This window comes from Rhodococcus sp. YH3-3, assembly GCF_001653035.1.
GTDB classification, from domain to species: Bacteria; Actinomycetota; Actinomycetes; order Mycobacteriales; family Mycobacteriaceae; genus Rhodococcus_F; species Rhodococcus_F qingshengii.
This window is the reverse complement of record NZ_BCWH01000002.1, coordinates 185,402-197,841: the sequence shown is the minus strand read 5'-3', so window position 1 is coordinate 197,841 and position 12,440 is coordinate 185,402. Positions and strand designations below refer to the sequence as shown.

The window sequence follows — 12,440 nt, the reverse complement described above, 5'->3', positions numbered from 1 at the left end:
CGTGAAAGGACCACAGTGTCGAAAGTCGCAGTTGTCACTACCGGTGGCACCATCGCCAGCACCCGGGATGCGCATGGAATCAGCCGGCCCGCAATCACCGGTGCAGATCTGGTCGGCAACGAGCAGAACGACATCGAGCTTCGAGTCGTCGACGTGATGTCGAAGGACAGCTCGAGCATGACCTTCGCGGACATGGATCGTGTTCGCGACGCCGTAGCCGATCAATTGAAAGATCCCGGACTCGACTCGGTGGTCGTGCTTCACGGCACCGACACGATGGAGGAAACTGCGTTCTTGTTGGACCTGCACCACGACGACCAACGCCCGGTGGTCTTCACCGGCGCGCAGCGCACTTTCGACCATCCCGAATCCGACGCTCGTTCGAATCTCGCCGCGGCGATCTCAGCCGGACTGGACATCTCGTCACACGGGCGTGGTGTCCTCATCGCCTTCGGCGGTTCGGTCCATCCAGCCGCAGGTACGCGAAAGTCCGATACGACGGCACTCGATGCCTTCCGCCGCGTGCACATCGATCCGCTCCTGCTGCGTAATCCCGAACCATTGCCGTGGCATCCGATTTCGGACACCCGCGTTGACATCATCGCCGTGTATCCCGGGGCAGACCGCGTACAAATCGACGCCTGCGTGCACGCCGGGGCGCAGGGACTTGTTCTCGACGGACTCGGTTCGGGAAATGCCAATCCGACGATAGTCGAGGCCGTACGAGACTGCGTAGGCGCTCACATTCCGGTAGCCGTGACAACTCGGGTGCCCTCGGGGCCAATCTCCCCGGTTTACGGTGGCGGTGGTGGCGGGCACGACTTGATCGCCGCAGGCGCTGTATTTTCCACCGATCTTCGAGCCGGGCAGGCACGTGTACTTCTGGCAGCCTTGTTGTCAGATCCGGATCTCGTGGGCCTGGAAAAGGTATTCGACCGCTATTCGAGGTTTGCTCGCACCCCGCCGTTCGGGCGGTAGAACTGGCGACACCATTCATTGTTCGAAATTCACTCCACTAAATCAGGGACTTTGGTCCGAATTTTCGACTTGGACGCTTATTTGGTGTCCGAATTGGGTAGTTTCACATCATCTAACTCGTTCAAAATTTCGATCCAGCGGTCACGTCCAGTGCAGCCAGTCGAACAGGAGTCGGATGAGCAGCCCATTTCGTGATGCCGCTGCAGTAACGCTCGACGCGGCTCACCGCGTCGGGCAAGCGCACGTGCCAGGCGCCGCACTCAACGGTCGTTTTCACCCGCCAACTGCCGTGAAAGGACTGGTCGCGCGTCCGCGCCTGCACCGCAAACTCACCGCATCCACTGCCACCAAAGGCTCAGGCCCCGGGCCTGTCGGGTTGCTCTCGGCTCCGGCCGGTGCGGGGAAGACCCTACTTCTGGCCGATTGGGCTCGCGAATATTCTCGAGCCTCCCCTGATGTTGCGCTGGCCTGGCTGACGTTGGCCGAGCGCGACAACAACGTGTCGATACTGTGTGAATCCCTCGCCGAGGCGATCGCGACCTCCGTCGATGCGGCCGGCCAGAGGCTCCCCGTGCAGACCGGATCCAGGCCGCCCGTCGAGCAGTGGCTCGCGCACTTTGCGGAAACCCTCGAAACGCACGAGCGCCGAACAACGTTGATCCTCGACGACGTTCACACCCTCCACGATCCGATGTCGATCGGTCTCCTCGATCGGATACTCACACAGACCCCGGGCAACCTGTCGATTATCGTTGCCGCCCGCTACGAACCACCGCTCACGTGGCATCGTCTGGCTCTCGACGGCCGACTCACCCGCTTTGCATCCACCGATCTCGCTTTCGATCGCTCCGAGATCACCGCGATATTCGGCGAGTACGACATCACGCTGCGCGACGACGAACTCGCAATCGTCGAGAACTTCACCAAGGGGTGGGGCGCCGTCGTTCGCCTGACCGCCGCGTTTCTGGCTGGCCGCAGTGACATCGGCGATGCACTGAACGAGTTCACGCACACACCCCGCCCGATCGCCGACTTTCTCGTCGACGAGGTACTGACGTCCTTGCCCGAACATGTCACCTCGTTCATGTTGCGAACATCGGTGGTCGATTCTTTCTCCGCCCAACTGGCGGAAACTCTGACGGACTCGAACGCTCTATCCGAGATCGACTCGCTGATTCAGTTCAACTTCCCCGTGACCCGTACCGATTCCGCCGACCACACAACGTGGTTCAGCTATCACCCTCTCTTGCGCGAGCACCTTCGGGCAGAGTTCCGTCGCGTCGATCACGTCGAGAGAAACCGCGTACACCTGCGAGCAGCAAGCTGGTTCGAAAGCAATCACTTCGAACTCGAGGCGCTCGAACTCGAGGTGTCGATCGGAGACCCACACCGCATTCTCGCGTTTCTCGAACGCTGCGGGCTGGGCCTCGTACTCGACGGGCACTGCGGGGACGTCGTGCGAGTCCTGGAATCGGTGTCGACGCAGGTTTCGGAATCCCCGATCACCCGACTGGTGCTGGCGGCGGCCGCCCTCCACTCCGGTGACGTGACCTCGGCGACCACGTGCCTCGATCTTCTCGAGGCAACTCATCCACCGATTGCAGAAGATCCATTGTTCCTGGCGATGAGCCTGGAAATCTCCTGCGTTACGGCGACTTCCGACAACGAGCCGCTGGCGGCACGTCTGGAGCGGCGTCAGAAAAGCACCCACTCCGACATCGAAGCCTACGCACACATGGAATTGGCGACGGCACACTTACTGCGACGTGAGTTCGACAGGGCGACTGTCGAATACACTCAAGCCGTCGCACTCGGGACAATACGGGGCAGGGCGCGATTCGTCTTGAAGTCGCTGACCGGACTGGGCTACGTAGCTTCTCTCAGCGGAGACATCGGGGCGATGAGGGCTCACTCCGTCTACGCTCTCGACTACGCGGTCGAACATCGCATCACGACGACTGCGGAGTACGAGTTGTCCGCGTCGGTGGCCGCCTTTGCCACATATCTCTGCGCTTCGAGCGAACTCCCGTACCGCATCCCGACAATCGGAAACTACCGGAGCACAGACGTTCTCGGCGCCAGCGCGCCGGTGTTCGGGTGGCACTCCGTCGTAACCTTCGGCCTTCACAGTCTCGACGGCTCGACCGACCGACGCTCGACCGCCGCCGATGTCCGCGACGCGATGCTCAGCGCGATCGAATTACGTACCTTCGCGTTCGCGACCTTGGCTCTTCTACCACCCGTCGTCCACGCATGCCTTTCCGTCGGCGAGGTGGAATGGGCAGCGAGACTCGTGCGTGACGCAGCCGATCAATTCGGAGAAACGTCGGAGATACATCTCGCACGGGGTGCCGTCGCCTTCTCGTCCAACAAGTTCGCGGAAGCACTCGTCGAAGTTTCCGAAGCTCTCGGGTCCTCCGAAATCCCGTTGCTCGCACATCACGTCTACGCCTGGACACTCGAAGCCGGGATCCACGCTGCAACAGGTCACGAGCGCAAGTCGTTTCGCTCCCTCCACAAAGCGCTGCGCGCCGCGGAAGCCGGTAGCCTGCTACGCCCCTTCCTCGACTACGGCGCATCCCTGCGGCCGGTGTTCGACGAGTTCAGTGGACATTTCGGCGATCAGGAAGCATTTGCCGAACAGGTACGTAGCCGCATTCGCCCACAAGAATTGGTGAGTGCACCGATCCTCACGCCAGGCGAATACACCGTGCTCCGTGAACTGGCTTCCGGAGACACCACCGAGTCCATTGCCGACACGCTGTTCCTTTCCGTCAACACCATCAAGACGCATCTTCGCGGGATCTATCGCAAGTTGGAAGTGAGCAACCGACGCGACGCGCTCAAGGCTGCGCGACGCGGCGGACTCATCTGAGCAAGACTGCTTCCATGCCCCCGAAGCTGTATTCCGATACGCGCGATCGATTGACCGTGTGGGCGAGACGTACACCCAGTCGACGGTTGGCGACTGATGCAACCATCGGGGTCTTCGAAGTCGGGCTCGTGGACAGCGCCATGACTTTGGCGGCCCAGGCCTTTACGTCATTGCTCCCGGTCATGATTGCAGCGTCGACCTTGGAGAAGCTGAAGCCGTTGGCTGATGCCGCCAAAGACGACCTCGGCGTCCAACTCCCCGACACCGTATTGACCAGTACCTCTACCGCGGCAGCGTTCGGGATTGTCGGCTTGCTCATGCTGCTGATCAGTTCCACGTCCTACGCTCGCGCTCTCGGCCGGATGTACGGACGGATCTGGAGCGTGCCGACGGCGACACTCCGTCAGGCGTGGCGGTGGTTCGCGGTAGTGTGCGTCGTGGCCGCGTCGGTGGTCGGTGCGGCCCTGTGCCGTGAACTGAATGGTGTTCCGGGAGTAGGCAGAGTCCTGGAGTTCACAGCGGTCTACGTCGTGTGGGCACTCGTGTGGACAGCCGTGCCCATGCTGCTGACGGCCAATCGCATGACCACTCGAATGTGCGTCGGGTCAGGATTGCTCACCGCGACGGGCCTGACCGGACTGCACGTGGCCGGCACTCTTTTCCTCCCCCGAATGACAAAGACGTCGCAGGACGAGTTCGGTCTTCTGGGCGTGATGTTCACCGTCATCGGCTGGCTGTTCATCTTCTCGGCCATCGTGGTTGTCGCGTCGTCGATCGTCGGATCAGTGGCCAAAGATTCCGGTCCCCTGGGAATCTGGCTACGGACATCACGCTGAGGTGTTGTCTCGACCTGCAAGCGCTTTCGAGACGGTCGGATAGACGTCGACCTTCAGCGCGCCCTGGTCGGCACCGGACAGAACGTCGCGGAACTGCCCGATGTCGCGTGCCACTCGGAAGCTCACATTTCTGCGTGCCAACGAATCTCGAAGCTGAGCCAACATCTGCGCAGCGCTGACGTCGATGAACGGTGACGTCTCGGCGTCGAGAACGACCATGGTGGTGCCGGCGGTCACCAGACCGGTGATCTGATCACGCACGTGATCGGCATTGGCGAAGAACATCCCCGCTTCGACCCTGACCACTACGACGCCGTCGAGTGTCTTCAGATCAGGATGCCCACTGATGTCGACCCAGCGCGTGCCGTCCTTGGCCAGAGCGGCCACGTGCGGTTTGGAGACCCGATACAGGAGCAGCAACATCGAGACGGCGATTCCGATGATCAGACCGGGCAACGTGTCGAAGAGGAGAACCCCGAACATCGCCGCGATCGCCGCCGCGAAATCGGCCCGGGCAGCGTGCCCGTAGATACTGCCCAACCTCTTCGTCCACACCCGGTACAGCGCTGCGAGGGAGGAGAAATCGACCAGTTCGATCACTGCTGCGATGACCACAGCCGAGAGCGTCGCCTCTGGCAACTTCTCGAACAGGCCGGTGAGAAACAGCAGTGTCACCAGCGTCAGCGCCGCGACCACCAGTCCGCTGACCTGAGATTTGGCGCCCGCTCCTCCGTTGACGGCGGTCTTCGACAGGCTGCCGTTGACCACCATTCCCGAGCAGAGACCCGATCCGAGATTGGCCGCACCCAGTCCTGCCAGTTCACGATTGGCGTCGATGGTGTAGCCGGCTTTGGCCGCGTATGTCTTTGCAGCGCCAAGACCTTCGGCGAAACCGATGAGCAGAACGCCGACCGCAGGTCCGACCAGGTCGAGGTAGTCCTCGGCTCCCACACCACTCGGCAGACCCATCGACGGCAGGCCCGAGTCGATGTGTCCGACAATGTCGATGCCACGATCGTCGAGGCCGAACAACGCTACTGCGGTAATGCCCAGCAGCACGACGAGGAGCGAACCCGGTACGAGCGGAAGCCATCGCTTGACGCCCAGGACCATTGCCAGGCTGAGCAATCCGATGATCACGGTCGGTAGGTCGACCTCACCCAGTTCCTTCACCACTGTCCACGTCTGGACGAAGAAGTTTCCCTCCCCCTTGTCCACGCCCAGGAGTTTGGGTACTTGACCGATGATGATCGTGAGCGCCAGACCGACGATGAATCCCTTGAGAACCGGCTCGGAGATGAAGGACGCGATGAATCCGAGGCGCATGAATCCTGCGAGCAGTCCGACGAGCCCGGTCACGATCGCCAATGCCGCCGACAGCGCGATGAATCGGCCGTCGTTTCCTGAAGCCAATGGCGCAATCATCGCCGCGGACAACGCTGCGGTCGCCGACATCGGCCCGACGATCAGATGGCGCGAACTGCCGGCTGCTGCATACAGAATCAATGACGGAACCGCAGCATAAAGCCCGACCACCGGCGGAACTCCGGCGATGGTGGCGTACGCGAGCGCTTCCGGAACAAGGACAGCCCACACCGTAAGGCCCGCAATGATGTCGGGGCGAAGCCAAGCGCGTTGATAGTCGGACAACGATCCGAAGACCCACCAGGTCCGCGTGTGCGGAGCACTCATAGTCCTTGCACCCCTTTACTGATCTGCATCGCCGCGATCAGGACGAGGAGCCCGACGTTCAGCAAGTGCGTGTTGGTGGCTATCCAGGTGCGGATCTTCAGCAGCGGTTCGGTTGCCTCGTCCTTCTTGATCAGCAGGAGGGCAACAGGTACCGCGACCGAGGTCACGGACACCAACGAGAAGATCACGGCCGAGACGATCTGCGACGTCGGTGCCACGGTGCTGAGACGAAGGTTCATCGCTGCTGCGATGGCACACGACATGTCGATGGGGTTGAGAACGAACAGCGCGAAACCGAGCACACCGGATCGCATTGGTTGGAAGTGCTCAACCGATTGCAGCATCTTCGGCAGCTGAGGGGCCGCAGCCACAACGTCGCCAGGGGCAACTGCAGCCGCCATCGCCTGAACCCCGCGACGACTGCGTGAGTAGACGAACCAGGCACCCGCCAGCAGAGTTGCCCCGAGAACGAGATGGATGATGGGCACCCACAGCGGAGGGTGTGTGCGCTGATGAACCTGGAGTGCGGTCAAGATGACGTACGAACCGGCCAGCGCGACAACTATTCCGAGATACCACCCGATCAGGTACGCAATGCTGTTGATACGCGCTCGTTCGGAAAACAGTACGGCCACAACGGCGACAACCGCCAGCGGGCTCATGATGATCCCGAGCGCCAGCGGGATCTGTTGCAGTAGCAGCGATCCCATAACTACCTCCAGTTGTCAGAGACCGCCGATGCCCTTGCCGATGAGAACAACACCGATAACCAGGATCAACACACTCATCACCGTGGCGTTGTTTTCCTGCAACCACACCTTCAGCTTGGCCAGCGGACCACGCAGTCGCTCCGCGGCAACGAGGTAGCCGATCACGGGCACGCACACTGTGCAGGCCGCGATGATCGTGAAAACCAGAATGGCGACAACAACTTCTCCGGAGCCCAATGACGCGGATCCGATCGAGATTCCGGCCGCGATACACATCATCAGATTCTTCGGATTGATCGCAGCCAGAGCGAAGCCCAAGCCGAGGCCTTTGACAGCGGTCATGTCATCGATGGCGTGCATCCACTTCGGGGTTTCGTGCTCGCCTCCGCGTCCGCGCCATTGCTTGACTCCGAACGCAAGAAGCAATACACCCAACGCCAGCTTGATCCACGACACTGTCGCTGACGGATCACCTTCGGAGTCACCGAGCTTGCTGGACAGAAGCACGAAGATCACGGTGGCGACGACGATTCCCAGTATCCAGCCCAGCGCGAACCCGACGCTCGTGCTGCCGGCACGCTTGGACAACAACATCAAGATTGCCGCGATGATCGGGATCGGCGATACCGCAACGCCGACCGCGAGGGGTAACAGATCCCCGATGACAGATCCCATGCCGACCTCTTCTCTCTCCCGGTCGACACTAGGGGTGGCGACTCTACGGAGCCTCACACAAAAGGGATGAACGGACCCGCGACGACATTCACCCGTAGGGGATGACGCCCCGAGCGCGTACGGGAGTAAGACTGGATCCCACGGATGCGGAGTCCTGGATCGGGCAGCGACGCCGATTGCACTTGACGACATGCGATTTCGAGGCTCGGAGCGCTGCCTTCTCGAACCTCATGGCCCTACGAAATGGAGCGGATACTGATGAATGCTCCCACTCGGTATCAATTCCTCATCGACGGCGAAGTGTCGGACCGCGTCAAGGCCGCATTTCCTGAACTCAGTGTCGCCAGTGCCGCCGGCGGGTTCACCAGTTTGTACGGACCCGTCGCGGACCACACGGCTATGCGGAGCATCATGGCCCGTCTCGATTCCCTCGGCCTGACCGTCGCCGAAATGCGTCGACTCCCAGACTGATCCGAGCCACACCCTGTCGAAATGTCCCACGCACGAGCGATGGTCCCGACCGAGTCGACTCGGTCGGGACCAACTGCTCTCGGGTTGTTCGGTGCCTAGACTCTGTCCCTGTCCCAGGTCGCGACCGCCCAGATCACAACGACATCGAGCGCGATGACCAGGATCGACCACAGTGGGTAATACGGCATCCACAAGAAGTTGGCGATGATCGAGAGCGACGCAATGACGATTGCCGCCGCCCTGGCCCACACTGCACCGGTGAAGAGGCCGAGGGCCACCACGATCCCGATGATGCCCAAGATGATGTGGATCCAACCCCACGTCGTGATGTCGAACTTGTACGTGTAGTTGATACCCACGACAAACAGATTGTTGTCGGCAACGGCCGCGATGCCCTGAAGCAGAGCGACAATGCCTGCGGTGAGCAGCAGAATTGCTGCTGCAAACGTCGTACCTACCGCGAAACCCTGCCGGACAGGGTGATTCGCGGGTTCCCGCGGTGGAGCAGTCATCAGCGTTCCTTTCGACAGAATGCACTTCCCTTACTCAGTCTCGAGGGGCTGGAAGGCGAAAACATCACCCGTCGCGGATGAACCGCAGGTCACCGACCCGTACCCGTTTGCCGGGATCGCAAACCAGGCCTGACACCCTTTTCCTCGACTGAACACAGGCTGTGGCGTACTTGTGGGGGTGTTCACTCAGCTGAACCTGTGCCCACTCAGCAGTAGTCGCACTCGTCATCGCTCTCCGGCACGTCTTCGACGTTCAGCCGGGTGGGTGGACGCGGATGCATGACCGCTTCACGGTTACGGCCCCCTTCGGGGCGCTCGGACACCTGGCGCTGAGGTTGGCTGTCGGCCCGTATCTGCGGCGCCTTCTCGAGCAACGCGCCGCGCACATCAAGGGCCGCGCAGAAGTCGGCACGCCTTTCATCGAGTGAACACCCGCTCTGACGCACCGCAGCGAGTGCTCACTCGACAAAACCTGTGTTCACTCAGCAGCAGTCGCACTCGTCACCGCTCTCGGGCACAGCCACAACCGGGCAGCACGGATCACCCTTCCACGCGTTGATGCCTTCTTTCACCGCGATGACGGCGATGACCAGTGCCGCAATCGGATCCGCCCACGACCAGCCGAGCAGCGAGTTGAGCAGCAAACCGACCAACAAGACAGCAGAGAGGTAAGTGCAGAGCAGCGTCTGCTTCGAATCCGCGACCGCCGACAGCGAACCCAACTCCCGACCGGCTCGGCGTTGCGCATAGGACAGGGCCGGCATGATCGCCAAACTCACCGCAGCCAAGAGTATTCCGACGCTCGTATGCTGAGCTTCCCCCAGACCGAACAGCGACCGAATCGCGTCGAACGAGACGTACGCAGCGAGCCCGAAGAACGAGAATGCGATCACTCGCAGTGCCGTCTTCTCACGGCTCGTCGGATCCGGCGCCGAGAACTGCCAGGCAACAGCTGCCGCCGAGGACACTTCGATCACCGAATCGAGGCCGAAACCGAACAGTGCTGCGGACGACACCCGTGTGCCCTCCGCCAGCGCGATGATCGCTTCGACGACGTTGTAGCTGATCGTGATCGCCACGAAGATGCGAATTCTTCTCGACAAGAGCGCACGCCGGTCAGTCGAGAGCCCGACACCGTCAACGGGCGCAACCATCAGCAGCACCCCTCTGATTCGCTGTCCGGGCAGTACGACGGATCCACCGCGAGTACGACCCCGAGCAGGTCGTCGAGGGCCCGACCGATATGTACATCGGCGAGTTCGTATCTGGTCCGGCGCCCTTCCGGGACGGCCACCACCAAGCCGCAACCGCGCAGGCACGCCAGATGGTTGGACAGCTTCTGCCTGGTCACAGCCAGCGTTTCAGCGAGGTCGGACGGATACCGCGGTGCGGTCTTCAGTTCGAGCAGTATCCGTGTCCGAGTCTCGTCGGACAGTGCATGCCCGAACCTCGCAAGCACCGCCACGTTGGTCACCACATCTACGCCCTCGATATCCATACGTGCGACAGTACATCGAAAACTGGATTCAGAAAACGATGAACTCCGATGGTTCAAGATCCCACCATCGGGTAACGCAAGCGTGAAGCCACCCAACCAAGCGAACACCGGGAGCCCACATCCGATGAACCGTACAAAAGTCGACGACCACGTAGCGATGGCCGAACTACCGACAACCGGAAGCATCTTCCAGGCCTCGTGGCCGGTGCGTACGGGTGACATCCACACCGACAAACAACTGCGCCTCGACGCGATCGCGCGCTACCTCCAAGACGCGGGCTTCGACAATCTCGTCGACCGCGGCGCCATGGATACACACCCGCTGTGGATGGTACGAAGAACGGTGATCGATGTACTCCAACCGGTCGTCTGGCCGGATCGAGTTCACCTGCAGCGCTGGTGTTCAGGCCTGTCGAACAAGTGGTGTTCGATGCGAGTTCGCATCAGATCCGATGGCGGCGGGTTGATCGAAACCGAGGCGTTCTGGATCAACATCGACCCGAAGACGGGAATGCCGGCATCCATCAGTGAAAAGTTCACCGCTGCCCTGGCATCGACGGCCGTGGACCAGCATCTTCACTGGCGTCGGTGGATCGACCCGACCCCGGACACGACGCCGTCAGCGGATACGCCGTTCCCGTTGCGCTCGAGCGATTTCGACCCCTTCGATCACGTGAACAACGCAATCTACTGGCAGCCCGTGGAAGATGCGCTGCCCGACAGATTACGAAGCGGGCCCTTTCGCGCGATCCTCGAGTACACCCAGCCCATCAAGAGAGGTGAGCAGGTGAGCGTGCGAACCGGCACGAACACGCTGCACATCGACGCAGGCGACGAGGCACGTGCGTCGGCGCGGTGGTTCGCCTTGTCTCCGAAGAGCAACGATCAGGGGTGAAGTTTTCCGAATCCCACGACGGCAGAGTCGGATTGCCAGTCCAGATCATGAACCCGCACCTTGCCGAACTCGTTGCCGCCAACCGTGATCGCAGAGTTGCCGTCCACTGCCACAACGATGTTGGTGTGCTGACCGACCCATCTCGAACTGTCGTAGATCACCACATCACCCACATTCGGGGTGTACCCGCTGCCGTTCTCGGCGTACGCGCCGATCCCTTGGTAATACTCCTGCAAGGTGTACACCCCCGGGATGCGCCAACTTCCGGAGTTCGGGTTGGACAACGGTCGACCCGCTTCCCTCATGATCCAGCTGACGAAGTCGGCGCACCACTCTTCGTCGATGCCGTCGGAATAGAAGGTGCCCGGACGGTCCTGCTCATGCTCGGATTGCAGTAGCTCGAGCACCCGACCTTGATCCGACGTGAGCGCACTCGCGTCCACCGCCGGGAACTCAGCCGTGTCCCAGGGCAGGTACCGCGATGGTGCGACCGCGACGACCACCACCCCAACCACGATCACGACGCCGAGCACCCCGGCAATCCAGAGCACGATGCGGCGTCGGCGGTTCGATTCGGCAGGACTCACCCCTACGAGTGTGCCAGCCTGCCGCGGACCGAATCGCCAACCACCCCGATGACCTGGCAATTCTCACCAAATTCACACGAATGTGCCACCAAACTATTGCGGTGGCACCAAAGTGGTGCCATAGTGATGCCATGGACTTGACACCGTACGTAGACAACCTTCGCCACGAACTCGCGGTGGCGGCCGAAGCAGGCGGAGAAGACGCAAAGGCACTCGCCGATCGTTTGACCGCACCGCTGGAATCAGCAGTGCGACTCACCCTTCTCGACGCATTGTCTGCGGCAGCCGCCGAGATCACGCGTGACCTCGCCCCGGGTTCGGTGGACCTGCGCCTGCGGGGACGCGAACCCGAATTCGTGGTGGCACCAGCCATCAGTGAACCGGTTCCAGCCCCCGTCGAAGAGGACCCGACTCCGGCACCGCGCCCCGTCACGGAGTCCGACGACGCCTCGATGACTCGAATCAACCTGCGGCTGGGGCAAGACCTCAAAGACCGGATCGAGGCGGCGGCCCGGGAAGCCGGGATCTCCGTCAACGCGTGGCTGGTTCGCTCGGCTGCAACGGCTCTGGAAGGCAGCGCGAACAGAAGCACTCCGAGACAGCGCACGTCCCAAGGTTCCGAAAGCTTCAGCGGCTGGGTGCACTGACACCGGCTTCATCTTTCGCACCACCCTCTTTCATCAACCGAGACAACCTCATCGGGAGTATCAC

14 protein-coding genes are annotated in these 12,440 nt (G+C 61.5%); 7 read left to right on the top strand and 7 right to left on the bottom strand.

Annotation, left to right across the window (positions count from 1 at the left end):
• The first annotated feature begins 15 nt into the window (after positions 1–15).
• The 3 genes from YH3_RS13575 (at position 16) to YH3_RS13565 (ending at position 4,689) form a co-directional block, all read left to right on the top strand.
• On the top strand, positions 16–978 hold the full coding sequence (locus tag YH3_RS13575; RefSeq protein ID WP_054188264.1) for an asparaginase: 963 nt from the start codon (positions 16–18) through the stop codon (positions 976–978).
• Between the two features lie 175 nt (positions 979–1,153).
• Entirely contained in the window at positions 1,154–3,853 is a 2,700-nt protein-coding gene (locus YH3_RS13570) for a LuxR C-terminal-related transcriptional regulator (RefSeq protein ID WP_054188265.1), read from the top strand.
• A 14-nt stretch (positions 3,854–3,867) separates the two neighbouring features.
• Complete coding sequence (locus YH3_RS13565) at positions 3,868–4,689, top strand: hypothetical protein (RefSeq protein ID WP_003942972.1); 822 nt, start codon at positions 3,868–3,870, stop codon at positions 4,687–4,689.
• Here the strand turns inward: YH3_RS13565 and YH3_RS13560 are convergent.
• Genes YH3_RS13560 through YH3_RS13550 form a run of 3 tightly spaced genes read right to left on the bottom strand, consistent with a single transcriptional unit; the run spans position 4,681 to position 7,766 of the window.
• Positions 4,681–6,381 (bottom strand): SulP family inorganic anion transporter, encoded by a 1,701-nt coding sequence (locus YH3_RS13560; protein ID WP_050655018.1) that lies wholly within the window; start codon positions 6,379–6,381, stop codon positions 4,681–4,683. The genes YH3_RS13565 and YH3_RS13560 overlap by 9 nt on opposite strands.
• Positions 6,378–7,091 carry a GAP family protein gene (locus YH3_RS13555; protein ID WP_042451601.1) on the bottom strand — a complete coding sequence of 238 codons (714 nt, stop codon included), beginning with the start codon at positions 7,089–7,091 and terminating at the stop codon, positions 6,378–6,380. Before YH3_RS13555 ends, YH3_RS13560 begins: the two co-directional genes overlap by 4 nt.
• 15 nt (positions 7,092–7,106) lie before the next feature.
• Entirely contained in the window at positions 7,107–7,766 is a 660-nt protein-coding gene (locus tag YH3_RS13550; protein WP_007730384.1) for a GAP family protein, read from the bottom strand.
• 258 nt (positions 7,767–8,024) lie between these two features.
• Between YH3_RS13550 and YH3_RS13545 the strand changes: the two genes are divergently transcribed.
• A complete protein-coding gene (locus YH3_RS13545) occupies positions 8,025–8,237 on the top strand; it encodes a hypothetical protein (RefSeq protein WP_003943015.1) in 213 nt (70 codons plus the stop codon).
• A gap of 95 nt (positions 8,238–8,332) precedes the next feature.
• Here the strand turns inward: YH3_RS13545 and YH3_RS13540 are convergent, their stop codons facing one another.
• Positions 8,333–8,749, bottom strand: a complete 417-nt coding sequence (locus tag YH3_RS13540; protein ID WP_003943077.1) for a hypothetical protein — start codon at positions 8,747–8,749, stop codon at positions 8,333–8,335.
• 275 nt (positions 8,750–9,024) lie between these two features.
• Between YH3_RS13540 and YH3_RS13535 the strand changes: the two genes are divergently transcribed.
• Entirely contained in the window at positions 9,025–9,177 is a 153-nt protein-coding gene (locus YH3_RS13535; RefSeq protein ID WP_007730382.1) for a hypothetical protein, read from the top strand.
• 54 nt (positions 9,178–9,231) lie between these two features.
• Here YH3_RS13535 and YH3_RS13530 read toward each other — a convergent pair whose 3' ends face one another.
• Together YH3_RS13530 and YH3_RS13525 are read right to left on the bottom strand one after the other, a co-directional pair.
• Positions 9,232–9,903, bottom strand: coding sequence for a cation transporter (locus tag YH3_RS13530; RefSeq protein WP_230587528.1), 672 nt, complete (start codon positions 9,901–9,903; stop codon positions 9,232–9,234).
• Complete coding sequence (locus YH3_RS13525) at positions 9,903–10,247, bottom strand: helix-turn-helix transcriptional regulator (RefSeq protein ID WP_007730375.1); 345 nt, start codon at positions 10,245–10,247, stop codon at positions 9,903–9,905. Before YH3_RS13525 ends, YH3_RS13530 begins: the two co-directional genes overlap by 1 nt.
• 124 nt (positions 10,248–10,371) lie before the next feature.
• On the opposite strand from YH3_RS13525, the gene YH3_RS13520 reads away from it, so the two are divergent.
• Entirely contained in the window at positions 10,372–11,142 is a 771-nt protein-coding gene (locus YH3_RS13520) for an acyl-[acyl-carrier-protein] thioesterase (protein ID WP_064443580.1), read from the top strand.
• On the opposite strand, the gene YH3_RS13515 is transcribed toward YH3_RS13520, so the two are convergent.
• A complete protein-coding gene (locus tag YH3_RS13515) occupies positions 11,133–11,729 on the bottom strand; it encodes a CHAP domain-containing protein (RefSeq protein WP_003943124.1) in 597 nt (198 codons plus the stop codon). The genes YH3_RS13520 and YH3_RS13515 overlap by 10 nt on opposite strands.
• Positions 11,730–11,860: 131 nt before the next feature.
• On the opposite strand from YH3_RS13515, the gene YH3_RS13510 reads away from it, so the two are divergent.
• Positions 11,861–12,376 carry a toxin-antitoxin system HicB family antitoxin gene (locus tag YH3_RS13510; protein ID WP_064444190.1) on the top strand — a complete coding sequence of 172 codons (516 nt, stop codon included), beginning with the start codon at positions 11,861–11,863 and terminating at the stop codon, positions 12,374–12,376.
• Positions 12,377–12,440: the final 64 nt, after the last annotated feature.